The organism is Psychrobacter sp. Pi2-51, from assembly GCF_904846665.1.
GTDB classification, from domain to species: Bacteria; Pseudomonadota; Gammaproteobacteria; order Pseudomonadales; family Moraxellaceae; genus Psychrobacter; species Psychrobacter glaciei.
This window is the reverse complement of record NZ_CAJHBP010000007.1, coordinates 1-25016: the sequence shown is the minus strand read 5'-3', so window position 1 is coordinate 25016 and position 25016 is coordinate 1. Positions and strand designations below refer to the sequence as shown.

General features: G+C 43.4%; 21 protein-coding genes. 8 read left to right on the top strand and 13 right to left on the bottom strand.

The genetic code is table 11. The features are described from left to right. Positions 1-268 precede the first annotated feature (268 nt). The 5 genes from JMY08_RS05315 to JMY08_RS05295 form a co-directional block, all read right to left on the bottom strand. Complete coding sequence (locus JMY08_RS05315) at positions 269-754, bottom strand: YbjQ family protein (protein WP_194619506.1); 486 nt, start codon at positions 752-754, stop codon at positions 269-271. 49 nt (positions 755-803) lie between these two features. Further along, positions 804-1262 (bottom strand): YbjQ family protein, encoded by a 459-nt coding sequence (locus tag JMY08_RS05310; protein WP_201591909.1) that lies wholly within the window; start codon positions 1260-1262, stop codon positions 804-806. Between the two features lie 154 nt (positions 1263-1416). Beyond that, on the bottom strand, positions 1417-1974 hold the full coding sequence (locus tag JMY08_RS05305; protein ID WP_010201673.1) for a YecA family protein: 558 nt from the start codon (positions 1972-1974) through the stop codon (positions 1417-1419). Between the two features lie 526 nt (positions 1975-2500). Further along, positions 2501-2734 carry a PA3496 family putative envelope integrity protein gene (locus tag JMY08_RS05300; RefSeq protein WP_010201674.1) on the bottom strand — a complete coding sequence of 78 codons (234 nt, stop codon included), beginning with the start codon at positions 2732-2734 and terminating at the stop codon, positions 2501-2503. 194 nt (positions 2735-2928) lie between these two features. Beyond that, positions 2929-4509 carry a hypothetical protein gene (locus JMY08_RS05295; RefSeq protein WP_201591906.1) on the bottom strand — a complete coding sequence of 527 codons (1581 nt, stop codon included), beginning with the start codon at positions 4507-4509 and terminating at the stop codon, positions 2929-2931. A gap of 565 nt (positions 4510-5074) precedes the next feature. On the opposite strand from JMY08_RS05295, the gene serB reads away from it, so the two are divergent. The 6 genes from serB to hemJ all read left to right on the top strand — a co-directional run bounded on the left by serB (position 5075) and on the right by hemJ (position 11065). Then, on the top strand, positions 5075-6265 hold the full coding sequence (gene serB, locus JMY08_RS05290; protein WP_201591903.1) for a phosphoserine phosphatase SerB: 1191 nt from the start codon (positions 5075-5077) through the stop codon (positions 6263-6265). 492 nt (positions 6266-6757) lie between these two features. Further along, complete coding sequence (locus JMY08_RS05285) at positions 6758-7747, top strand: DUF368 domain-containing protein (protein ID WP_201591900.1); 990 nt, start codon at positions 6758-6760, stop codon at positions 7745-7747. A 240-nt stretch (positions 7748-7987) separates the two neighbouring features. Beyond that, a complete protein-coding gene (aciT, locus tag JMY08_RS05280) occupies positions 7988-8386 on the top strand; it encodes an AciT family ciprofloxacin tolerance protein (protein WP_189585820.1) in 399 nt (132 codons plus the stop codon). A gap of 255 nt (positions 8387-8641) precedes the next feature. Further along, positions 8642-9148: an SCP2 sterol-binding domain-containing protein gene (locus JMY08_RS05275; RefSeq protein ID WP_189585708.1), complete on the top strand. Its 507-nt coding sequence runs from the start codon at positions 8642-8644 to the stop codon at positions 9146-9148. 335 nt (positions 9149-9483) lie between these two features. Continuing rightward, a complete protein-coding gene (bioB, locus tag JMY08_RS05270) occupies positions 9484-10554 on the top strand; it encodes a biotin synthase BioB (RefSeq protein ID WP_189585824.1) in 1071 nt (356 codons plus the stop codon). 76 nt (positions 10555-10630) lie between these two features. Next, a complete protein-coding gene (gene hemJ, locus JMY08_RS05265) occupies positions 10631-11065 on the top strand; it encodes a protoporphyrinogen oxidase HemJ (protein ID WP_201591897.1) in 435 nt (144 codons plus the stop codon). A gap of 163 nt (positions 11066-11228) precedes the next feature. Here the strand turns inward: hemJ and JMY08_RS05260 are convergent, their stop codons facing one another. The 6 genes from JMY08_RS05260 to JMY08_RS05235 all read right to left on the bottom strand — a co-directional run bounded on the left by JMY08_RS05260 (position 11229) and on the right by JMY08_RS05235 (position 20179). Then, entirely contained in the window at positions 11229-12065 is an 837-nt protein-coding gene (locus JMY08_RS05260; RefSeq protein WP_201591882.1) for a hypothetical protein, read from the bottom strand. Positions 12066-12369: 304 nt separating this feature from the next. Next, a complete protein-coding gene (locus JMY08_RS05255) occupies positions 12370-12861 on the bottom strand; it encodes a hypothetical protein (RefSeq protein WP_201591880.1) in 492 nt (163 codons plus the stop codon). Positions 12862-13024: 163 nt separating this feature from the next. Beyond that, complete coding sequence (gene rph / locus JMY08_RS05250) at positions 13025-13741, bottom strand: ribonuclease PH (RefSeq protein WP_201591877.1); 717 nt, start codon at positions 13739-13741, stop codon at positions 13025-13027. Between the two features lie 259 nt (positions 13742-14000). Beyond that, positions 14001-15785, bottom strand: a complete 1785-nt coding sequence (locus tag JMY08_RS05245) for an AMP-binding protein (RefSeq protein ID WP_201591874.1) — start codon at positions 15783-15785, stop codon at positions 14001-14003. A 503-nt stretch (positions 15786-16288) separates the two neighbouring features. Continuing rightward, entirely contained in the window at positions 16289-18016 is a 1728-nt protein-coding gene (locus tag JMY08_RS05240) for an AMP-binding protein (protein WP_201591871.1), read from the bottom strand. 360 nt (positions 18017-18376) lie between these two features. Next, complete coding sequence (locus tag JMY08_RS05235; RefSeq protein ID WP_201591868.1) at positions 18377-20179, bottom strand: vWA domain-containing protein; 1803 nt, start codon at positions 20177-20179, stop codon at positions 18377-18379. A gap of 361 nt (positions 20180-20540) precedes the next feature. Between JMY08_RS05235 and parC the strand changes: the two genes are divergently transcribed. Both parC and JMY08_RS05225 read left to right on the top strand, forming a co-directional pair. Then, positions 20541-22847 (top strand): DNA topoisomerase IV subunit A, encoded by a 2307-nt coding sequence (parC, locus tag JMY08_RS05230; protein WP_201591865.1) that lies wholly within the window; start codon positions 20541-20543, stop codon positions 22845-22847. Between the two features lie 90 nt (positions 22848-22937). Further along, the gene (locus JMY08_RS05225; RefSeq protein ID WP_201591862.1) at positions 22938-23423 is read left to right on the top strand and encodes a hypothetical protein; all 486 of its coding nucleotides are present in this window, start codon (positions 22938-22940) and stop codon (positions 23421-23423) included. Positions 23424-23646: 223 nt separating this feature from the next. Here JMY08_RS05225 and JMY08_RS05220 read toward each other — a convergent pair whose 3' ends face one another. Together JMY08_RS05220 and JMY08_RS05215 are read right to left on the bottom strand one after the other, a co-directional pair. Next, positions 23647-24126, bottom strand: coding sequence for a BLUF domain-containing protein (locus JMY08_RS05220; protein ID WP_201591859.1), 480 nt, complete (start codon positions 24124-24126; stop codon positions 23647-23649). A gap of 336 nt (positions 24127-24462) precedes the next feature. Then, on the bottom strand, positions 24463-25016 hold a 554-nt coding region (locus JMY08_RS05215; RefSeq protein WP_227679599.1), incomplete at its 5' end, for a hypothetical protein.

Here is a 25016-nt window from a genome sequence, read left to right as displayed (position 1 = left end):
GTATAAGCCAATCCTGCTAATACACGTACACCAGCATATCGAACGATAAAATTAAGTATAGCGTTGTCGCGTGCTCATAACTTACATCATTCAGTTACTCCCCGGTCAATAATGGGCTTTTGTAATGGAATATAGGGTTGAGGTATTTACGCTGATAGATGTAAATATAAATTTTAGGATGGCATGCTTACGATGGCATTGAAGAAACAAGCATTGATGACTGTCGGAAAAGCCATAGAAACTTACAGATAATTAGGGGTTGGCTGAGCTATTTGTGGTGGTCAGTTGCTGTGTCGATATCGACCACTGCTGTGCCATAGGCAATGGCTTCGACCATGCTGCCCAATTGATTGATACTAGTGACTTCCAGACGTAAACCATAGATATGATTGTAGCCTTTGGCCTGTGCCTGCGTGCGCATACGGACGATAGCCTCACGCCGTGCGCGATCTAGCAAAGTCTCATAAGTGGTTAAGTTTTTGCCAAATAAACTCAGTACTCGAGCGATAATCATCTTAAAGTAATCTTGGGCAATCACCACGCTGCCCAGCACCAGTTCACCTTTACTATCAGCTGCCAACTTGGGATGATAAAAGCGCTCGCTTGAGACCACGATGTGACCCAAGGTTTGCTCTGCGATACTAAGCTGTGCTAAGTGTTGGCGCTCATGACGCGATCCAAAGAACCACCCCACCACGAATAATATAATAAGCGGCGCGTAGTTAATGAGGAATTGAGTCATAGAATTATTCATGGCACGTCTCTTATCATAAAAAAGCTTTAGTGTTTTAAAACTTAATTAACTAACCAAAAGGATTGAAACGTGGTAAATCGTCCGCTGGAGTTGGCGGTTGCGTTTGCGGATTTTGAGTAGGTGCATTTTGAATAGGTGGATTGTGACCAGATGGGTACTGTGGTGGTGATGCAGGCTGCTGTTGTACAGGTACTGCTTTGACCGCAGTACCATAGACAAACAGCTCTGACGCACCTTGCGCGATGCTAGAGGTCGAAAATCGCAGACCAACGACAGCATCAGCACCGAGTGCTTCGGCCTTTACAATCATGCGATCTATCGCCTCTTGGCGCGACTCTTCTAGTAGCTCAGTATAGGCAGTCAGCTCGCCGCCAACGATGTTTTTTAGACTGGCGAACAAGTCCTTACCGACATGCTTTGAGCGCACGGTACTACCGTACACAACGTCTAGGCGTTCGGTAATTTGATAATTGGGTAAGTGTTCAAGGTTGGAGAGCTGCACAGTCATAGTACGACCTTATCGGTGACTTATAAAAATCATTCAGCTAGAAATGGTCAGCGTTAATCAACATTGATAAAGAATAATGGCAGACCACATTGCTGCGAACAAACCACATTATTAATGGCAATCAACACTGCCTATAAAAACTGTCTATAAAAGACTAATCATTGGTATGAAACAACAAAAACAGCTCAGTCAAATTGCCTTCGATGCTATTGGCCATCTGTACCATTTTGTCTTCGTCTTTACGCATCTCAGATAGCTCTGGATCTTCATCATCGATGCCGCTAAGCACAATCATAGGCAAAGTCAGTACTGCCACGTCTTCTGCGGTGTCTTGATCTTCAAACCAATCACTGGCTTCATCGCCATACATGGCATCGACAAAACCAATTGACCAAGCAACGATGTCTGACTCGTCTGAAAAATCGACAGCCACTTCTTCGTCGCCAGCACCTTCACCAAACGGTAGCTCGATAGGCGTCTCATTTTTTAGTTCAGCGATGATAGAGTCGCGCCAGCGCTTAATGCCGTCGATGACATTTTCTGGAATCTCACTAGCATGACCTTCAAATAGCGCATCCATCCAATTAGGCAATGGACGACCGATGACTGTCGCTGTCAGAAAACCATGCGCGGCGACACTATCGAGCACAAACTGGCTCTCTTGATTGTCCAAATAATCTAGTAATTCATCAAAACTTAGTTGGTTACTCATGATGTAATAATCCTTGAAAGATGGATTGCGTCAGTCACCACAAACGACCGATTAAATGTCTGATGGTGAATAAGAAGGGGATAGCAATTGCTTGGATGACACACCTAAAACCAAACAACCTTTATAAATAAATTTATTGACTATAGCGAGGGCGTGTCATCATTTAGATTGTGAGGCTTAAAATGAGGAAAATTGCAGCCAAACAAGAAAGAAATTGCCGTAAATATGAACCTATTGACAAGATTTCTGACGACGTTTGGCAAAATTTAATCATTTTAAGACCACTAAATGTATCAATGTGCTAATTGATGACACGCCCTAAGTGGCACAGCAATCATTAAAAACTAAAACCAAGCATTCAAAACCAAGCATTAAAAACCAAAATATGGTACAGCCAGCTTAGCACAATTCAGTCACGATCAACCCCTAAGGCATTGGCTTAGTTTGGTTTACTGGGCCTACTTTAATCGTATCATCTGCTTGGCTGACCTAATATGATCCTTAACTTAAGTCTAAAATCTAAAATCTAAAAATCATCATCCCAATCATCGCCATCTTCATCGAAGTTATCTAGATCGTCAAGATCGTCTTTTAACTCTTTAGCCAAACGCTTTTCTTCTAGCAAATTATCGATTAGTCGACGCTTCTCAAGACTACTTAGGCGCGTACGCACACTAGTCTCAGCCTCTTCTACCATCTTTGCATCATCATCGTCGACAAAATCATCATCAAAATCGTCGTCAATATCAGCGTCACTCATGACAAACTCCTATCATTTTTTGGCAAGTGTATTAAAAATACGTGAATATATATATGCCTTATAAAGTCTCTACTGGGCATTGTCAATCCTTTTTATCACTATGCCCTATTTAGCAACAAACACAAGAACAATCGTAAAGGCTATCTCGCAGGCAATTGTAGAGAAAGTGGCAGCATTAATAGCGATGAAGCATATTACTCATCCGTTTCTTCAATCATCAGAACTGCGTTACGGACATCTGCCAAACGCTGAATCATCGAGTCATTGCCACCATCAAATATCGCGCACTCACGCTCATAGACAGTTGTCGGACGCATGATGCTGTGTACTTGAACATGGTTGCTGATTTGTTTGAGTCCAGCATTAGGCAGCAATATCAACATCTGCTCTTTTTTGCCCACGCTTTGTAACAGTTGGGTCATGGCATCGGCTTGGGCATCATCACTCACGCCAGCTTTAGCTGACAAAGCAAAACGCGACAGTTCAATATGCTTGTCATGGATGATTTTATTGAGCATCAGGTAGAGCTTGCCAAGCATCACGCCTGCTAGCGCGACTTTGGCATGGCTATTATCCGCTTTGAGCACCGCACAGGCACCGCTTTCGTCAAAGCGTGGTTCATTCATCGCACTCACACCCATCAATAGCGGTTGTTTGAGTAGCTCGGTTATTGCCTGATTGAGTAGCTGCGTACATAGCGCAAGGTAAGGCAAGCGCTGGGAAGGCGCTAGGCGCTCAAGCATATTAAATTCGTCATGAAATACGATTTGGACACTGACCGTGTCAACTGCGCGTGTAGCGGATAATTTAGCGGTAGATAACTGAGAGGTACTGCCATTGACTTTATGAGTGCCATTATCACTGCTGCGCCCATCGTTTTGCGTTGCGTCGGTAGCCTGATCATCTGTATGATATTCAGAGGTATTGTCAACATTAAGACCAGTGTCTTCCGTCGTCGCGTCTTGATTCTGCTGCGCCCTTAGATAGGCATTGACTTCATTATGGACGTCAATTTTGCGGGTATTTGTATTTTTATCATTGGTTTCAGCAGTCACTTGATTATCATCAAGATTACGACCTTCATTTTTACTGCTACTGTTTCTAGTGCTACTGTTTCTAGTATTGTCATTCTCGTTATCGGCTGAGCGCTTGTCATTTGAACCATTCGCATCATCCGCATAGCCACGATCATTCTCGCGAGCATTCTCACGATAGTCACTGCGTTGATCAACCTGCCGATATTGCTCGCGATATAAATCTTCGACATCACGGCTGAGCGCATTGATTTGCTCTTTAGTAGGACGAGCCAGATAACCATAAATCAGCCAAAGCAATAAATGCAGCAGCATAGTACCGATGACAAACGGCCATTGCATAGCGATAATCTCGCCCTTGCTAATATCTTTTAGTGTCAATGACACACTGCCAATAACCGCATCGCCATTGGTGGCGATCTGACGAATGGTATCGCCTTGCTGCATTGGCGCATTGCCAACAGGCACCAAGATGTCGTCGTTGTTGTCTTTAATCAGTATCCGTGTGACGTCTTGCTCGCTGGTATAGCGATTGGCAATAACGCTCAAGCTGACACGGTCTTTGTTTTCTAAAGACAACCTTGCCTCATCAATCAGCTGGGCGACCATCTGCTCGCCTTTTAACGCACGACTTTTGCTCAGCTGTTGGTCGGTACTGATGACCAATAATAGAGTCTGCAAACAAAAACTAACCAGAAGAATAATGGCAAACAACCCTTGCCGCGGCGCTAAATACGTCATGATATGGTAAACTTTTTTGGAGAAGAGAAATTAAAAAACGAGGCTATTGCTCATTTTTTGGCTAATTTTTAGAAAATTGTGATGCGTGCATATTGATAGAGCATTACTGAAACCAAGCACCATTATTTAAACCACGATAACGTCAAATAGCTCTCGCCCATCGGACTAAACTTAACTCATGATAGTATTGCAATCTGCATCATTAACACCGCTGCTGTCTTTGCCACAACATCGTTATAGTCGATTCAATTTAAAAGTAGTACAAGGCAACCGAGTGTAGATGTATATGTGATACTTCAAGCGAGGTTAACGCTGTAATACTTTTATAGTGGAATGACTATACCAAGTGGTCAGTTTATCTCATCTACTATATCACCATAATAAGTCTTATAGCGTTAGTCGCTTTATAAATTTATCATGATAACTTTATCGCATTTGAGCAGATTTTGCGCCCTGACAGGCAATTTTAGACACCTGCGATACTTTGCGCGTCATCTATAGGCGCTGCTCAGTAAAACTGTTATTATTCCCAATCTTATATGAGCATACAAGGGACAATTGAGCCATGCCAAAAAATACCTCTTATTCGTTACCAAAAGACAGCAAAGCATGGCAACAAGCCGTCGATTCTATTGCGGCATTATTACCTGATGATACCAATTTGCAAGATTTTGATGCGCTACAGTCGCTGCCTGTTTTTGCACTCATCGTAGTGCTGCCGACTCAAGTGTCAGCAATGGATATTCATCGATATATTCAGTCGTGGGTCGACGAGCAACCAAGCTGGCATTTAGTGACCGTCGCCGAAGACACCGATGCAAGCTTTGTCAATATCACGGTTTCTGATACAGAGCCGATGGCAGCAGATGCGCAACGTCTTCCCTTTACACAGGCGCAAGTATTCCGCTATCTACTGGTGCCAGTAACCGACACTCTCATGCACCCTGGCAAGAAGACAGCGGCGGCTCATATCATCGATGATCAATTGACCACGCGCTTGCGTCATGACTTGACCGAGCAATATAAAAAAACACGCAGCACAGATACTGCGGACGACTTAAACGTCGTTGACTGCCATATTTTATCTGTCGGTCATATGCTGCGTACCCACAAGCTTGCCTGCTTTGATATGGACTCAACCTTGATTGAACAAGAAGTCATCGTAGAACTGGCAAAAACAGCGGGAATTGGTGAAGAAGTCGAAGCCATCACTGAGGCGGCCATGCGCGGTGAGATTGATTTTGATGAGTCGTTCGCGCAGCGTGTGGCGTTATTAAAAGGCATCTCAACGGATGTGCTCGATGATATATGCAGCCGCTTAACGCTATCTGTAGGCGCTCGCACTACCATCAGCGCACTAAAAGCCTTGGGCTATCATACGGTATTGGTGTCTGGCGGCTTTACTTATTTTGCCCGTTATATCGCTGAGCAATTGGGCATTGACGAAGTTCATGCCAATGCTTTAGACATCGACGAAGGTGAGGTCACTGGTCACATACAATTACCCATCGTTAATGGCGCCAAAAAGGCGGCTATCGTCGAGCATACTGCTGAGCGTTTGGGTATCGAGATGTCACAAGTGGTCTGTATCGGTGACGGTGCCAATGATTTGCCGATGATGGCGATTGCTGACTTGGGGGTCGCGTATCATGCTAAGCCTATTGTGCAAGCACGCGCCGATGCAGCGATTAATGTGACTGGTCTAGAAGGCGTGCTCTACGCGCTTGGCTATCCCGCACTTGCTCCTACTGAGTAATGTCTAAATGCTGGACACACTATAAAAAGCTAGGTTAATGTCTTTGTCATTAGGGTCTGTTGAACATTCAAATATTAGGACTGCTGATCGCTAAAATCGCATCAAACTAGGCGTAAACCGACGATAATGTCGAGACCTTAGCTAGGTTTACAACAACGTTTGGGGTGATTTTGGCATCAGCCTTTCAGGGCAGTACTATTTTTTGCCAATATATGGCGAAATTGTCTAACCTAGAATAACTAGGCGTCAAAAATTTCACTGCATATTGTCTAAAAAATAGCCACTGCCAGTTCCACATTTGAATATTCAACAGACCCTAATCTAGCTTTTATATTTATAGTTTTTATATTTTGTTGCCACTGACTCTGGCGCTATTTTAATAACACCATTTGAACCTTACTGCCTGAGCATAACTTTAGTCTAACTCATGACTTTACTCTAAATATTGGCACTCACCTTCAACGCTCATCTCAAATCACTCAAGGACTGTCTATGACGGCACCCCAATCACCCAAACCAAGCGAGTCGTCAGTGCCGCAACCATTAGATACCAGTGTGACTACTACTGACAGTCCAAAGCAGCTGTTAGGCGTCTACTTCAAAGGTATGGCCATGGGCGCGGCTGATATCGTGCCTGGTGTCTCTGGCGGTACTATTGCATTGATTGCAGGTATTTACGAACGTTTGATTAATGCGCTTAGTAGCATTGGCCCCCATCTGTGGCAGATATTCCGCCAAGAAGGTGGCATCAAAGGTTTAGTTGCAGTTTGGCGACAAGTGGATGCCACTTTTTTATTATGTCTGCTACTCGGTATTGCCACCAGTTTTTTGACCTTGGCTGGTATGATCAAGCATCTACTGGACAATGAGCCATTACTGATTTGGTCATTCTTTTTTGGGCTGGTTGTCGCAACCGTATTTATTTTATTAAGCGAAATTAAGCGCTGGAATATAGGGCGAGCAGTACTGTTTATCATTGGAATAGTAACAGCTGTTACTATCAGTAGCTTGCCTTTACTGACCACCACTCCAAGCTTACCCTATCTGTTTTTTGCCGGAGCCATTGCTATTTGTGCGATGATTTTACCGGGTATTTCAGGGTCGTTTATCTTACTGTTGATGGGGGCATACGATACGGTATTAGAGGCTGTCCATACTCATGATTTCACCATCATTTTTACTGTTATGGCGGGTATGGCAACGGGATTGTTATTATTTACTCGTGCGCTTAAATGGTTATTGTCTCGCTATTATCAAGCTACATTAGCCTTGCTCACAGGCTTTATCGCCGGATCCTTGGTTAAAGTCTGGCCATGGAAAGTCGACGCCTTAGGTTCTCTAAATAGCGAGGCGATCACCAATGTCATGCCATGGCAATATCCTACTGGCCCGCACTGGTTAAGCACAGTCGGACTTATGCTACTCGGTGCTATTTTGGTGTCGATATTGTCTTGGTGGGGCAACCGTACCAATCGAGCTTAGCCCTGCCTCAAGCTTGTATTAATCTCATCTAAAATTAACAAAACCTTCTCTTCATTCCCAATAAAAAGCGCCCATTCTTGCGGCGCTTTTCTAACAACTCCCCACGCTAAATGGTCAAAATCATTCAAAAAACTAAACGTCAGCGGTTGTCGCAAAGTCGCCTACACCCTCTTCAGCTTTGTTCAATAACCTTTCATAATAGCCTCATTGGAATTCACCTTATGAATAGCGAGATGAATGATGTTACTGACTATTTTTTCTTTTATCGGTGTTGATGCGTGGAGCAGCGCGGCATGGCTTGGTTATGGGGTGCTAGCAGGTGTGGTCGTGGCACTTGCTCTCTCATCGCATCGTTGGCTCTTGCTATATCTGTTTGGCGGTATGGTCTACTGGTTGAGCGTCGAAGTTATCCAAAATATCTTGTCAGGTCGCCCTACACTATCAGAGCTTTCAGAATGGCACAGTTACGTCATCGCTATGGGAATAAGTTGGCTACCTTTGGCGGTCTGGGTGCTGTATCGAGCATTACGCTACGATGATGTGAGTCAGTCGGTCAGTCAGCAGCGCGAGTTGGAAGCGGCGCGCTATGTCGAGCACACACCTGTCTACGACGACGATTATCAGCCGCGCTTTCATTAGACAGCTAAACAGAAAACCATTAAACAGAAAGTAGATAATCAGAAAGTAGATAATCAAAAATCAAGTAATCAAAAACACAGATGCCAAGCAATCGGTCAACCTTAAACGACCAATGTTACAAGATACTTAACACGCTCTACTTAACTCCTAAAGAATTGATACCACTCAATAGTTTATAATCTAATTATATATTTATCATAAAAACTGGTATAAAGTACGCTTTATTGTTATGCCTCACCCTTTAGGAGTTCCACTATGTTTACTATTCCTGTATTAGATATCAAATCTGACCCATTAGATGCGTTATTGGCCGTGGTTGGTTATCGTTTGTCTATGCTAGCTGATAGCGACAATGAAGACGTCAAAGCACTATTTGCTGATCGCAAAGTCACGATTGAATTTGCCAGTACTGAATCTGATATTGCCCGTTCTTTTAGCTTTGATAATGGACAGTTTAGCCAACATAGCGGTCATGCAAAAGAAGCGGACCTAACCATCAATTTCAAAGACTCTATGACTGGCGTCAAGCTTTTGACCCAAGGCAGTCTGCCTGCTTTTATGACAGCAGTACAAGAAGGCAACCTGAGCATCGAGGGTGATTACAGTCTAATGATGTGGTTCAACAAGCTTGCCAAACACATCGTGCCAGCCATTCCAGAAGAGTGTAAACCTTATCTTGATAAAGCCAAACCTTATGCCTATAAAGCCCAGAAATTTGCAGAGCATTGGGTTGGTGTTGCTAAGCATAAATTGGGTAAATAGTCAGACATAAACAGTTAAATAACTGAATAGCCAACAATGACTATTGATGTGCCTCTAAGATGTTTCTAATGTGCTTAATTGTAGCCATTCTAGATACTATCTAGTCGCGTTCTGACTTTCTAAAAAGGTTGCGGTATACTATATCGCAGCCTTTTTTATTGTTTTAGAACCATTAAATACTTTAAAACAATAAAAGACGCAAATATCCATATTTTTAATACCGTTATAAAAGGACTTATATTATGGCAGGACTGCTTAGTATCTCAGAACCTAACGCCGACAGCCAAACTGACACACTTAACAATCAAGCCAATACAACCAATGAGTTGTTGGCGATGCTAGCCACAGACGCGATTAAAACAGACCAAAATGTGACCAGCAAGCACAGCCGTGAACAAATTTCTCAGCTCTTTGATTTGCCTTTGATGGATTTATTATTACAAGCACAAACCATTCACCGTCAACATTTTAAAGCGAATGAAGTGCAAATCAGCACATTGCTGTCTATTAAAACAGGTAACTGCCCAGAAGACTGTGGCTACTGTTCGCAATCAGGTCATCATCGCGATACCACCAATCTGCAAGCAGAGAAACGCATAGAAGTCGATAAAGTCATTGCCGCAGCCAAACGTGCCAAAGCCAGTGGCTCGTCACGCTTCTGTATGGGTGCAGCGTGGAAACATCCTAGCGCCAAAGACATGCCCTATGTGGTTGAACTAGTCAAAGAAGTAAAAGCGTTAGGTCTTGAGACCTGTATGACGCTTGGTATGCTTGATACCAATCAAGCAACGCAATTGGCGGATGCAGGATTGGATTATTACAATCATAATTTGGATACCTCGCGCCGCTACTATGAGCAAGTTGTCAGCACGCGCAGCTATGACGAGCGCTTAGATACTATCAATAACGTGCGCAACTCAGGTATCAATGTCTGTAGCGGCAATATCGTTGGTATGGGTGAAAGCCGTGACGATCGCATCGACTGGGTACACGAGCTGCTAAAAATGCCCAAAGCGCCAGAGTCGATTCCAGTCAATCTATTAGTGCCCATTAAAGGCACTCCGATTGGCGATAAGGTATTAGCAGAAGGTCAGCTGCCTGTACTTGAGTGGATTCGTACCATTGCCGTGGCGCGTATTTGCTGCCCGACCAGCTATGTGCGCCTGTCGGCTGGTCGCGAAAGCCTATCTGACTCTGAGCAAGCACTGGCCTTTATGGCAGGTGCTAACTCGTTCTTTTATGGTGACAAACTTCTGACCACTGGTAACGCCAGTCAATCAGGTGATGACAGACTCATGCGTGAGCTTGGTCTAACAAAGCAGTTTGCCGCACCAAGAGCGCCTAGAGTATTGCCTGTGATGGATGCGATGAACGGTCATCAAACACAAGTCGTGATGGCTGATTAAGGCCTGATGAACACATTCCACTTTACCGTATAACCAACTAGCAGTAGACAATCAAAGCTGAGTAAGAGAAACCTAGATGGCAGACTATTTTAACTGGATTAAAGCAGCACACATTATTTCTATGGTGTGCTGGTTTGCGGCGATTTTCTATTTGCCGCGCCTGTTTGTTTATCATGCGATGAGTGATGATAGCATTAGCCAAGAGCGCTTTACCATTATGGAGCGCAAGCTCTATCGCGGTATTATGACACCATCGATGATAGCGACATGGGTATTTGGTCTATGGATGTTAGGTCTAGGCTGGGATGTGTATAAAACTCAAGGTTGGCTACACGTTAAGCTCTTGCTGGTCGTACTACTGTCTAGCTATCATGGCGCATGCGGCTTTTATCGTAAAAAACTGATGGATAATCCACATTATAAGTCGCATAAATTTTGGCGCTGGTTTAATGAAGTGCCAGTATTTGCTTTGGTCATTATCGTAATTTTAGTGGTGGTAAAACCATTCTAAAATCTAGTCAAATTGCTAATGACTAATTTCTAGAACTAACGGCCTAAAAATAAAAAGCGTCCGCTACTTTAATAAGTAACGGACGCTTTTTTATTATCCTAATATACCAAAGGCATTTGACATAGCCAATCGTATTTTATGACTTACTGTCAAACAGTAGAGCTTAAACACTAGGGCGCATGATTTGATAAACATTGCTCAAATCATAAACACGATAACGTGCAGGTTCGCGTCGGTTTTCGCCCGCATAACTGAGTATCAATGCTTGCTTTGCACGCTCATCGACCCAGCCGACGAACAGTCCACTATGCTCAACACCATTGTAGCCATGATTAATATAGTAGAGCCAATCTCCGACTTCAATCTCGCCACTATTGGCGTACGGACCTTGACCATAAGTCCCTTTATGCACCGTATCGCGCGTCACCCCTGCGCGTTTAAATACCGCATCAAGATAGTCCCAACAGCCGCCTTGAATAATCGAGCGCTCGTTCAGTGCCATTTTGCGCGCTGTACTCACCACCTCACGCGCTGCCATATTGCTTTGCATCTCAGCATTGCTTAGCAACGGTAAATACTCACTATCGACGTTATCATAACTACCGGACAAAAATGCTGGTAGCGCGCTAGGTGCTTGACGTTGTACGTCAGGGTAACGATAAGAAGTATTCACCGCTGGCGGATTCGCGTAAGAGTTATTGTTAGAATAAGTAGTGGTTGAATAAGAGGGAGTACTAGTTGGTCGAACATTGACAGGGCTTGATCGATAGCTGCCAGCACGTTGAATCGTAGAGCGTGTACTCACTTTGGCAGCAGGTACCGCAGCATGCGTTGGTGTATAACGGGCACTGTACTCAGGCTGGACGGATTTTTGTGCAATAAGCGCGCTCATACTATCTGCATGGGCTTTACCTACCATACCGACAGTGAGTAATAATAGACTGCACGACATACTACATGACGTTGTGACCGACGACATAGACACTGGCAAACGCGACATGACTAGCTCCTTGTCAATAGCATCGCAATGATAGCATTAACAATAATAGGGGTTGGATTTCCAATCCTATTTATAAACTATTTAAGCGTGCATCTGCAAGCATTATTCCTTTTTCATTGACGATAAAAGGTATAAAAAGACAGACTAATGGTAGTAGAAACAAAGGGGTTTAGATAGGCAATAAAAATGTAAGTACGAATAATACAGGGGTAGGATAGAAATTTTTTAGAAAAGTATAAGCTCACAATTATAAGGCTAGGGCGTGTCCTCATTTTTAAAATGAGGACACGCCCTAGTAAAGACGCTAATCGCTGCTCATCTTGATATTCACATGGCGCTTGCCCAATGCTTGACCTTGCAAAATAGCTTTGGCAGCAGTTGCTTCTTGGGCAGTATCGAAGCCGCTAATATGGTACTTACGTACATTGTCACTATCGCAAATTTGTAGCTGTTCGCCGATGAGCTTGACGTCATCACTATCGGTCAAATGGATGTGCTCACGCTTACCATTATTGTCATGCACCAGCTCACCAGCTCGCACCCATAAGATACCGTTATTAATAACGCCACTCATGGCCTTTTTGCGTTGTTGGCGTTGCTTATTAAAAATAAAACTACCGATAATAAGCAAAGCAAGCGCACCAATAGCCAAGCGCTCAGAGAGTAGACTCATGGCCATGGCCACTGCAACTGCACCAATAAGCAATGCTGACCCAAACCAAAACAGACCATTATCAGCCGTTTGCGGTTGAGCCTGCAGAGTGATTTTGGCACCATCATCAGTCAGCTTGAGCATGCGTTACTACCTGTTGCAGAACCACTGTTTTTTGAGAGACAGTTATCTTTTAAAAGACAACCGTGTATTTTGGGAAGCAACTATCTGTCAAAAGACACTTAACTATCGAAGATTAACGATAGCATCAAAAAAATATGTAATCATCTTAGACATTAACAGTGAATTACCAGCCTAACGCTGTTTTTTGCATCGCAATAAGCTCTGCAATGCCTTTTTCTGCCAGTATCAACATATCGTCTGCTTGCGCACGGGTGAATGGCTTTTCTTCTGCCGTACCTTGTAGTTCAATGAACTCACCTTTCTGAGTCATCACCACATTCAAGTCCGTGTCACAGCTGGCGTCTTCTTCGTAGTTCAAATCTAGATACGCTTTGCCATCTTTCATACCAACAGAAACCGCAGCGACCAAGCCAATCAATGGGTCCGCTTTTAGCTTTTTGGCTTTTTGGATGCTTTCTAACGCATCAATGAGCGCGATAGCTGCGCCAGTCACACTAGCGGTACGAGTACCACCATCTGCTTGCAATACATCACAATCAAGATAAATGGTGTTTTCGCCCAGCTTGCTCAAGTCAATCATGGCACGCAAGCTACGACCGATGAGACGTTGAATTTCTTGTGTGCGACCTGACTGTTTACCACGTGCCGCTTCGCGTTGATTACGGGTATTGGTCGCTCGTGGCAACATACCGTATTCTGCCGTGATCCAGCCCTTACCCTTACCTTTGAGCCAACGCGGTACGCCTGATTCAACACTGGCTGTGCAGAGCACTTTGGTATCGCCAAAGCTAACTAATACAGACCCTTCAGCATGCTTAGTATAATGGCGCTCAAAGCTGATCGAGCGAAGTTGGTCAAGCTCACGATTGTCAATACGCATAAAAATTCCTAGTACGATGTTTTAAAAGCAATGTCATAAGATAAGGGGTCTGTCATTATTTGGGTGGTAGCCAGTACTTATTTAGCGAAACACTCAAGTTCCGAAACTCTTGCATTCCAACATACTGACACTCCGAAATAAAGGATAACTGGATGCCTTAGCAGACCTAAATATTACGACATCCTAACGTGGCGACGGCGCAATAGCAAGATTCACTCAAGCTATTGCGCCGCTGTTGCCATTAAATGTGGCGCTTACTTTATTCTAAACCTTCCATCTTACGCAATTCTTTACGGAGGATTTTACCCACGTTTGATTTTGGTAATTCGTCAACGAACTGCACGTGACGCGGACGTTTGTAACCAGTCAACTGCTTTTTGCCAAAATCAAGCAGCTCCTGCTCAGTCACATCGCCTTTTTTGACCACAAAGATTTTTGGTTCTTCGCCACGATCATCGTTCGGAATACCAATGGCACCGCACTCTACCACACCTGGATGCTCGCTCATGGCTTCTTCGATTTCGTTTGGATAGACGTTAAAGCCAGAGACCAAAATCATGTCTTTTTTGCGATCGACAATTTTTATAAAGCCTTTTTCGTCCATGATACCGATGTCACCCGTTTTTAGGTAACCGTTGACAGTAAAACTCTCGGCGGTTTCTTCTGGACGATTTTGATAACCAATCATCACCTGCGGGCCTTTGACACAGATTTCACCACGATCGCCTAAGGCGACTTCATTTTCATCATCATCAATCAGTATCACATCGGTGCTAGAAGCCGGAATACCAATTTTACCCGTGAATTCAGCGATGGTCATCGGGTTAAAGGCAACCACAGGGGATGTCTCAGACAAACCATAACCTTCGACGATAGGTAAACCAGTGATTTTATGCCACTCTTTTGCCACACTTGGCAATACCGACATACCACCGCCAATCGAGGCTTTTAAGTTAGAGAAATCTAGGTCGGCAAAGCTGTCTTTATGTACCAAGCCATTAAACAAGGTATTTACCGCAGGGATAAAAGCAGGTTTGTATTTACCCATCTCTTTGATCAAGCCGTCAAGATCACGTGGATTTGGAATAAGTAAACCAGCACAACCTTGGTACATGCTATACATCCCACAAACCATAAATGAGAACACATGGTATAGCGGTAGCGCCGTCAAAAGAACATCAGTAGCTTCGATATCATCTTCAAAAGCGCTGTCCATGAGCGCACTAATCTGTAGCATATTGGCTATTAAGTTGCCATGAGACAACATCGCGCCTTTAGCAACACCGGTCGTGCCACCAGTATATTGTAACAACGCCACATCGCTTAGATTCATGTCAGGGCGCTTATACTCGCTAGCTGAGACCGCATTTAGCGCATGCTTAAAGCTGGTGCTCTCTGGCAAACTATAAGATGGAATCATTTTTTTGACATGGCGAGCGACGAGGTTAACCACGGTTCCTTTCACCGTGCCAAGCATATCACCGAGCTTACAGACAATGACGTGCTTGACCTGACCTTTGTCTTCTGCCTCTTCGTAAGTCTTGGCAAAGTTTTCGACGATAAACAACGCTTTGGCACCGCTGTCATGCAACTGGTGCGACAATTCGCGGCTGGTATACAAGGGGTTGACATTGACCAACACCATACCTGCCCGAATGATGCCTAACATCACAATAGGATATTGCAAAATATTGGGCATCATCGCCCCTACTTTGTCGCCTTTGACCAGTCCTAGCGACTGTAAGTAGCTGGCAATCTGGCGACTATATAGGTCTAATTGCTTAAAGCTAATAGAGGCGCCCATACAGATATAGGCAGGTTTTTGTCCATACCGGCTAAAGTTGCGTTCGAACACTTCAAGTAAAGAGGTACTGTCATCTGGCATATCGATAGTCGCATCGATATTGTAGCGCTCGTAAGCATTCAGCCAAGGACGGTCACTAGCTATCGTCGGCATCGTAGGAAAGGTATTGGTCTCAATCGTTGACTGAGCATCTTTAGCCGCGCTGTCGTTTGTTGTCTCTTTATTGATATTGTCCGTCATAACTTCCCCTAAATATTACCGTTAAAAAGATAGAATAATTTGATGAAAATATCCTGAACGTCAGGATTATTTATGCATTCCAATAAATGAACAATCCTGACATTCATCACTAAGCCTACTACAAATCAGGCAAAAAAGTTAAGCCGCCAATACGTCTTTACGGCGATAATCATGCCAACTCTATAGCGCCAAACTCAGGCGATTCTATCGCTAAATAAGAAAATATATCGGCAGGCACTATAGCAGTTCTGCTAGGGCGTGTCTTCAATTTAAAAATGGTGATAAAAATGAGATAAATTGCCGTCAAACAAGAAAAATAGCGCAAATAATATCGGGATATTAACCAGCTATTTGACGCTGATAGAAACAAACAAAAATGATAAGGCAGTATAGAACTGGCCTTATCATTTTTGGTCATTACGAAATTTTATACCACGATAGTTGTTATCAGCTCCAATAAAAGGCAGCTGATAACAAACTGTCTAGTATTGACTATTGATTATCTAACCGTGGTTTTTTTCTTCAAGCACTCGTAAATCTTTACGTAGGATTTTACCAACGTTAGATTTTGGTAGCTCATCAATAAATGCAACATGGCGAGGACGTTTGTAACCAGTTAGGTTTTCTTTACCATAAGCGATGACTTCTTCGGCTGTCAGGCTGTTGTCACTACGTACCACGTAAATCTTCGGTACTTCACCGCTCTTCTCATCATCAACACCGATAACACCACATTCCAAAATCTTTGGATGCGTTGACATGGCGTCTTCAACTTCGTTTGGATAGACGTTAAAGCCAGATACCAAAATCATGTCTTTTTTGCGATCGACAATTTTAAAGTAACCTTCTTCATCCATCACACCGATATCACCAGTACGAAAATAACCGTCTGAAGTCATGACTTCCGCCGTCGCATCTTCACGCTTCCAATAACCTTTCATAACCTGCGGGCCGCGAACACAAATCTCGCCACGCTCACCAAGGGCCACTTCATTGCCCTCTTCATCCAAGATGGCCATATCAGTCATAGGCATTGGCAAACCAATGTTACCGGAGAACTCCCCTGTACCATGCGGATTTGCTGAAGCAACAGGAGAGGTCTCTGACAAACCATAGCCTTGTACAATTACATTACCAGTAATCTTCTGCCATTTTTCGGCCGTGTCTTTCAATACTGCCATGCCGCCGCCCATAGACATCTCAAGCTTGCTATGATCTAACGCTTGGAAGACTTCGCTGTTGGCGAGGGCATTAAACAGGGTATTAACTGCAGGGAAAAATGCTGGTGGATAGTCTTTATAAGCTTTGATCAAGCTGGCACCATCGCGTGGGTTTGGCACGAGCAAACCGATACAACCACGGTATAGACCAAACATACCACATACGGTAAATGAGAAAATATGATATAGCGGCAGAGCGGTCATAATGACTGGCTGCTCATTACTACCATCGAACTTATCAAAAGCATCACCTAGATACGTATCGCTTTGAATCAGGTTGGCCACCAAGTTGCCATGGGTCAGCATCGCACCCTTTGCCACGCCCGTAGTACCACCCGTGTACTGAAGTACCGCGACGTCGTCGAGACCGATATTGTTAGGGCGTTTATAGCTTTTGGCTGGGAAGCGATGTAGGGCTTTTTTGAACTTAACGCTGCCTCTAATATGATAATCAGGCACCATTTTTTTGACATGACGCACAACGGTATTAACGATCAGACCCTTTAATGGGCTCATCAAATCACCCATGGACGCTACGACCACATGATCAACTAAGTCCTTGCCAATATCTTCATAGGTTTTGGCAAAGTTCTCTAAAAGAATCAAAGCTTTGGTATCAGAATCTTCTAACTGATGCTCAAGCTCCTTGGTGGTATAAAGCGGATTAACGTTGACCAAGGTCATGCCAGCGCGAAGTACACCCAATACAGAAACGGGTAACTGCAAAATGTTTGGCATCATGACCGCAACTTTATCGCCTTTTTTTAGCCCAAGTGACTGTAGATAGGCAGCAATTTGTTTGCTATAGCAGTCTAAATCTTCGTAAGAGAGCTTAACATCCATACATACGAACGCAGTTTTGCCTGCGTGATTGATGAAGTTCTGCTCAAGTACGTCAATTAAAGAGGTGTTAGCAGCTGGCATGTCAATATTGTACTGAATACCAAGTTTTTCGTAAGTTTTGACCCATACCTTGTCATTACGACGAATGAGGTTACCTTGATTTTCCATAATCTTATCTCTCCTAGTAATAATAATGCGTTATCGTCCACCCATACCAATCACAGAGTGATAAACATACGAAACATCGGAGCGCAAGCAAACCCTCTTCAGGGTGGCAAGGCTGACGACGTCGACGTATGGTGATGAGTAAACAATGTAGCAGCAAATAGCCCTTTGTTCTTTAACATACACACTTTGTACAAACTACTCAATACAAAAGATTGCTACCTGAGTTCGTAAAGCACCTTGACGTAGCATATTACTATTTATATCAATAGCCTATCTATAAAATAATAGCCATATACACCAGTTTTCACTACTAAACAATTATCCATTTATATCAGTTGCTATCGTCTGATATGCGTTGCATTAGCGCTTGCCGTCAAGCGCACTACCAAGCTCGGTCAACGTCACAAAGTTACGGCGCGTGCCATCTGTGTCACTGCTTGGTTTATCTGCGATACTGCTTTTTGCAAGCTTTGTGCTATCACTGTATTGCCAATTATTAATATATTCACTTTGGGTTAAACGCTGACCAAAGCCCGCTACTGCCACGGCAAACTGGGTGTCAATATTGGCTTTATCCAAAGCATGACTGGTGTTGTTAATCGGTTGACTAATCAGTTTAGAGCTACCGCTTGTAGGCGCTTTATAACGGATTTTTAGATAACCAAGCTCATTATTTTTTTGACCTTTTTTGGTATTGGCATTTATCTCTTTAGCACTGTTTTCTCCATAACGTCGGTCGCTATAGAGACCTTTTTGCCCTTTTGGCGTCACCTCAAACAGCGCAATGACGGCTTTACCTGCGCCTAGCTCACCTGCATCAACTTTGTCATTGTTGAAGTCTTCTTCCGCCAATACTCGGTTTTCATAACCGATCAAACGCCACTCACTTACCACATCAGGATTGAACTCAACTTGGACTTTTACATCCTTGGCAACGGTATTGAATGTCGCGGCTAACTCATCACCAAAGACTTTTTTGGCCTCAGTTAAGCTGTCGATATAGCTGTAATTACCATTGCCGTTGTCCGCCATCTGCTCCATCATGTGGTCATTGAGATTGCCACGCCCAAAGCCAACCGTAGACAAAGAGATACCACGATCGCGATTGTCTTTGACCAAATCCAACATCTCATCGACATCACTGATACCGACATTAAAATCGCCATCCGTTAACATCATAATTCGATTGATGCCGTTCTTTTTTAACGCCTGCTCAGCTTGTCTGTAAGCCAGTTTGAGTGCATCTTCTCCATTGGTTGAGCCTGCCGCGCTTAAGCTTTCAATCGCAGCCAGTATTTTCGCTTTTTGGTCACCACTGGTCGCAGGCAATGCCACGCTGGTACTGCCCGAATACGTGACGATACTGATGCTATCTTGAGCGCGCATTTGTTCCGTCAATAGTTTAAGCGACGACTGCGCCAATGGCAGCTTATCGCGCGACGACATCGAGCCTGAGACATCTACTAAGAATACGAGATTGGCAGGTGGCATAGACTGCTTATCAGTTTTTTGTGACCAGCTACTATCAACGGCTTTGATGCCAACCTTGACGATTTTATTGCCTTGATCTGCTCTATCCCACGGCGAATCAACCACTTCCGTTGATACAACAAATGGTGCGTTGCCAAGGCGTTTGCCATCATCAAATTGATAGTTAAAATAATTAATCATCTCCTCTACTCGTACAGCATCGACGGGTGGCAACTGTCCTTCATTTAAGTAGCGGCGCACATTGGCGTAGCTGCCCGTATCCGTATCGATAGATAAGGTCGATACCGCCATGTCCGTAGTCCGATGTACAGGATTCGCCTCGTTTTTTTGATAGTTGTCTTTCGTCTCTGGTGTGACTATGATGCTCGGTGACGGACGTATGACACTTGTCTGGGGGGCAGAACGTATCATCATCTGTTGTCCGCTGGCCAAGTTTATGGCAATGGGTGACGCCATGACAGATTCTGACATCACCGCTGCATCTTGTTCAACGGTGCTGCTTGTCTCGGCTGGCACAGATTTACTCATTTGTGAGGGACTACAGGCTGTCAATCCTAGACTGGCTACAACACTAATTAACAGTGCATTTTTAGTAAAATTTTTGCCTATGTGTTTGGTTCTGTTTTCAATAACGGCAGGTGTAAGCATTTTTGACAAATGGTCAGATGACATGGCAGATATTCCTTATTGCAAATAGGTCAATGGCAGCGTGTTCGTATCGACACATTACGCTAATGATAAATGAATGATAGATGAATGATATAAGATAAACACGCTCGAATATTAGGGCACTTATTAATAATATAGAAAACAAATATTAGATTTACTATACTCAACTTAATCCATAAAAGCTATGTATCAGAACATGATAAAAAGGCTCTATAAAAGCAAAATATAAGCGCGTCACGACCTGTCGTCTATTCTGACTTATACCTTTTTAATTCTGCCAATTTCCTTTACGATAGCACTATCCTATTTGTACGCTTGCACCAATTATCTATACCTATTAAAACTGATAAGTGAATCCTATTTTATGTCTGATGTTATTGATCATACGATCGCCCCAATTATTCCCAATGAGCCGATGGATACTCGTTCAGTCGCAGAGTTTACTGAGCAAGCCTATCTCAACTATGCCATGTACGTCATCATGGATCGGGCGCTGCCAAATATCGCTGACGGCCTCAAACCTGTACAGCGCCGCATCGTCTACGCCATGAGCGAGCTAGGCCTAAAATCGACTGCTAAAGCCAAAAAGTCTGCACGTACCGTCGGTGACGTCTTGGGTAAATATCACCCGCATGGCGACAGTGCCTGTTATGAAGCCATGGTACTGATGGCGCAGCCATTTAGTTATCGTTATCCGCTGATTACCGGTCAAGGTAACTGGGGTAGCCCTGATGATCCAAAATCATTTGCGGCGATGCGTTATACCGAAGCCAAAATGTCCGCTTATGCTAATACGTTGCTTGCAGAGTTAGGGCAAGGCACGGTCGATTGGCAGGATAACTTCGATGGCACGATGCAAGAGCCAACTACCCTACCTGCCCGCCTGCCTAATATCCTATTAAATGGTACAACAGGCATCGCGGTCGGTATGGCAACAGATATTCCACCGCATAACCTCAATGAAGTAGTTCGTGCAGCGATTCGCCTATTAAAAAACCCAGAACTGTCAGTTAAGCAGCTTACCCAGTCAATACCAGCGCCAGATTTGCCAACCCCTGCTGAAATCATTACTAGCAAAAAAGATTTGCAAGCGATGTACGAGACGGGTCGTGGCAGCTATAAAATGCGTGCGACCTTCCATGTTGACCCTAAAGAGAAAAACCTCGTCATCATCGATGCGCTACCCTACCAAGTTTCAGGCAACAAAATCCAAGAGCAAATCGCTAAGCTCATGACCGACAAAAAGCTGCCGTGGATTACTGATATTCATGATGAGTCAGATCACGAAAATGCCTGCCGTATCGTGCTTGAGCTAAAATCAACACGGGTCGATGTCGATCGCGTCATGAGCCATTTGTTTGCCAGTACGGATCTAGAAAGCAATTATCGCGTCAACATGAATATGATTGGCCTAAACGGTAAACCGCAGGTCAAAAACCTAAAAGAAATCCTTGATGAGTGGCTAATCTGTCGCCGCTCAGTGGTTACGCGCCGCTTGCAATATCGCCTCGATAAAATCGACAAGCGCTTACACATCTTGGCAGGTTTGCTGATTGCTTATCTTAATATTGATGAAGTGATTCGCATCATTCGGGAAGAGGACGATCCAAAAGCAACATTGATGCAGGACTATGATCTAACTGACATTCAAGCTAATGCCATCTTGGATATTCGTCTGCGTCAGTTGGCAAAATTAGAGGAGATTGAGCTGCGCCGCGAGCAAGATGAGCTGGCTGCCGAACGTGCCATTATTCAAGAGTATTTGGACAACCCAGACAGCCTGACCAATCTGATGATTGAAGAACTCACTGCCGATATGAAAGAACACGGCAATGAGCGCGTATCACCATTAGCAGAACGCGAAGAAGCACAAGCATTAAAAGAATCTGACCTCGTACCGAGTGAACCTGTCACCGCCATCCTATCAAAAGCAGGCTGGATTCGTGCTGCTAAGGGTCATGATCTCGATGCTGCTGGCATGAGTTATCGTTCAGGTGATAGCTATCAAGCGCACGTCCGCGGTAAATCTAATGAAAGGATTTACGTGCTCGACAGCACTGGACGCAGCTACAGTATCGATGCACATAGTCTTGCCTCGGCGCGTGGTCAAGGCGACCCGTTGACTAGCGTATTAAAACCACCAGCAGGGGCTAGCTTTGAGCAGCTATTAACGGGTGCTGACGATCAACGCATCATCCTTGCCAGCTCCGCAGGTTATGGTTTTATCAATACCATCGGTAATCTCGATAGCAATCAAAAGGCAGGGAAAAATGTCATTAACCTAGCCACTAATAGTCGCTTGCTTCCTGTCGCACGTATCGATGCTCCAGTAGATGCGACCGCTAATGCTGACGGTGAGAATAGCAATACACGTGTAGCACCTGACCATATCGCCGTCGCAACCAATGCGGGATATTTACTGATATTTGGCCTCGATGATCTGCCTGAACAAGCTCGCGGCAAAGGCAACAAACTTATCAAGTTAAAAGATGGCGAAGAGGTGCTTACTATCACGCCACTCAGTCAGCAAGACAGCCTTATCATTACTGCTGGCAAACGTCATGTGACACTCAAGCCAAATGACTTGGCCAACTATACGGGTGTACGTGGTAATCGTGGTGGGCAGTTACCAAGAGGCTTTCAGAATGTGACGAGCGTTGAGGTTGGATGATTGGGATTGTTCTTAGGTTTTGGAGAGCTAGGCTAGAATATTAGCCTACATTTAATTGTTTATTTAATAACTCATTTAAAAGTTGGTTATATGAGCTTAATTTCAATCATGCCCATAATCATTTCACTAATAAGTGTTTGCATTACTCTGCTTGTATACATCAATGCAAAAGAGGCTGTTAAAAATACTAAAAAAGCTCTTGAACAGTCACAAGGTAAGTATCTTTACGAATTAAGGCGCGATGCTTTGAAAGCTACTAAAAGAGTAGAAATGATTTGGCAAACTGCTATCAGTGATGTTTATCATGAGAAAGAACGTATAAGGAAATTTGAAGGAGCTCTCAGTTTAACTATTAAAAAAATGTTTGATGATTATGAGTTAGGACTGTTAAAACCAAGTCTCGAAAATATTAGTGATATGAGGAATAAACTAGAAGAAAATTTTGATGATATAACAGAAGATGAAGCAAAATTGGTAATAAGAAAGATGGAAATAGTGGAGATAAGCTTGAGACAAACCCAAGAAGAATCTATAAGAAAATTTGAATTGCTTTACAATAAACTGAAAGACAATTAGCGGTAGGTTCGTCTTTTAGCCGAGCGAATTATTTAAATGCAAAAACCTAATTTGTGGTGTAGGGCAAGCAAAATGCGTTCCATGCATCTATAAGACTGGTAATATTAGAAAAAATATAGAGTTCAATTACTCAGTAAATATAAATTAAATGATACATATCAAAAAGCCGCCTATACACAATGTATAGACGGCCTTTTTACGCTGGTCAGAATAGAAAACTCATCTAAGACTTGTTAGAGTCAGCATCTTCAAAAACTGCTGTCAAAAAGCTTTCAATCTGAGTACTTGTCATTAGATAGGGATTATAGTCAGAACCTGCTGAGAAGCTTTTTAGGGCATACTCTTCATCTTCAGCGCTTGACGTAAGATGTTTGACTAAAAACCCATTCCATTGACGCGATTCTATTTCCTCTATATTGACAATATTAGGAAAAATAGCTGAGTGCTCGTCAAGTATTTTTTCTAAGGCAGTATTGATAGCAGGTCTTGTCCCTTGAAAACTTTGAACGAAATAACCTTCACTAATAACTAAAGCTGAAACGATATCGTTTTCTTCAAAATATCTGCGCCAATACTCAAGTGCCCGAGTCAGCTCGATTCCTGAATTTAGGTCGACATTTTTGGCGATATATGTCATTTTGATAAGAATATGCTCGCCACTTCTTTTTTTGCTTTCTGGAGTATGGCTTGTCGTTGTATGCATAAGAAACCTTATTTATAAAATGCTTACCTAAACTAAGATACACTTTATTCTAAAATAGAATCAATAAAATATTTGGATTTTGACCGATTTTTTATCAGCTATCATGATTTTTTAGAGTTATAGCATAAAAATTTTAACGGGATAGCACGCAGCATCTATCACCGTAAAATAGTACTACAAAAGTTGTCAAAATCAGTGTAATAGCATTATTCTAATCGTTCAAAAGTCTAATCTGTATTTGCCTATCAACCGCAACTTAAGCCCAAAATATAAACTACCTAGTAACGTAACGCATCATAGACGACTGCCAACTCTCTATCAAAAACAATCAAGGCATCAATAGCGACCCATCTCAACCGTTGTCTCAGCAAGTACACTATCGCCTTGCCATGCCTGCACATCTACCGTATATAGATGGTTTTTGCCACCTGAGCAAGGTGGTTTATATGCACCACCCACCTCGCCTTTACGGCTACGGTATTCTGCGACCATCTCAATCCCTACTGGCACCTCATAAGTATGACCAAATACTCGTGGTACTTCTATGCTCGTAGCACCTTCTGGTAGAGCAAACTCCACAATGCCATGTCCACCATTTTGCATACGTTTATTGCTCACATCGTTGTAAACGAAAACCAAGCTCTCTGCGCCTGCCGGAATGTTTGAAATGGTCATGTTTGGCGTGGCTGGACTTTTGCCATCATAGTTTAAACACTGCTGCCCTTCAGGTATTTTTTTACCATCCCAAGCGGCATCACTAAACTTAACATCCATCGCAAAAGCATTGGCAGATAGTGCCAATGTTGCCAAAGCAGTAACCGATTTTAAGGTAAAGAATTTCATACTTGTTCCTTTAGGTAGCTGATGCACTAATGAAAACAGTCCATCTC

Bases quoted from the DNA above. Each gene is read 5' to 3' on its own strand.
- JMY08_RS05315 (WP_194619506.1), bottom strand. From the start codon at position 754: ATGAATAATTCTATGACTCAATTCCTCATTAACTACGCGCCGCTTATT.
- hemJ (WP_201591897.1), top strand. From the start codon at position 10,631: ATGGCAGACTATTTTAACTGGATTAAAGCAGCACACATTATTTCTATG.
- rph (WP_201591877.1), bottom strand. From the start codon at position 13,741: ATGCGTATTGACAATCGTGAGCTTGACCAACTTCGCTCGATCAGCTTT.
- JMY08_RS05225 (WP_201591862.1), top strand. From the start codon at position 22,938: ATGAGCTTAATTTCAATCATGCCCATAATCATTTCACTAATAAGTGTT.
- bioB (WP_189585824.1), top strand. From the start codon at position 9,484: ATGCTAGCCACAGACGCGATTAAAACAGACCAAAATGTGACCAGCAAG.
- JMY08_RS05255 (WP_201591880.1), bottom strand. From the start codon at position 12,861: ATGCTCAAGCTGACTGATGATGGTGCCAAAATCACTCTGCAGGCTCAA.
- aciT (WP_189585820.1), top strand. From the start codon at position 7,988: ATGTTACTGACTATTTTTTCTTTTATCGGTGTTGATGCGTGGAGCAGC.
- JMY08_RS05295 (WP_201591906.1), bottom strand. From the start codon at position 4,509: ATGACGTATTTAGCGCCGCGGCAAGGGTTGTTTGCCATTATTCTTCTG.
- JMY08_RS05240 (WP_201591871.1), bottom strand. From the start codon at position 18,016: ATGGAAAATCAAGGTAACCTCATTCGTCGTAATGACAAGGTATGGGTC.
- JMY08_RS05275 (WP_189585708.1), top strand. From the start codon at position 8,642: ATGTTTACTATTCCTGTATTAGATATCAAATCTGACCCATTAGATGCG.
- serB (WP_201591903.1), top strand. From the start codon at position 5,075: ATGCCAAAAAATACCTCTTATTCGTTACCAAAAGACAGCAAAGCATGG.
- JMY08_RS05220 (WP_201591859.1), bottom strand. From the start codon at position 24,126: ATGCATACAACGACAAGCCATACTCCAGAAAGCAAAAAAAGAAGTGGC.
- JMY08_RS05300 (WP_010201674.1), bottom strand. From the start codon at position 2,734: ATGAGTGACGCTGATATTGACGACGATTTTGATGATGATTTTGTCGAC.
- parC (WP_201591865.1), top strand. From the start codon at position 20,541: ATGTCTGATGTTATTGATCATACGATCGCCCCAATTATTCCCAATGAG.
- JMY08_RS05235 (WP_201591868.1), bottom strand. From the start codon at position 20,179: ATGTCATCTGACCATTTGTCAAAAATGCTTACACCTGCCGTTATTGAA.
- JMY08_RS05310 (WP_201591909.1), bottom strand. From the start codon at position 1,262: ATGACTGTGCAGCTCTCCAACCTTGAACACTTACCCAATTATCAAATT.
- JMY08_RS05245 (WP_201591874.1), bottom strand. From the start codon at position 15,785: ATGACGGACAATATCAATAAAGAGACAACAAACGACAGCGCGGCTAAA.
- JMY08_RS05305 (WP_010201673.1), bottom strand. From the start codon at position 1,974: ATGAGTAACCAACTAAGTTTTGATGAATTACTAGATTATTTGGACAAT.
- JMY08_RS05260 (WP_201591882.1), bottom strand. From the start codon at position 12,065: ATGTCGCGTTTGCCAGTGTCTATGTCGTCGGTCACAACGTCATGTAGT.
- JMY08_RS05285 (WP_201591900.1), top strand. From the start codon at position 6,758: ATGACGGCACCCCAATCACCCAAACCAAGCGAGTCGTCAGTGCCGCAA.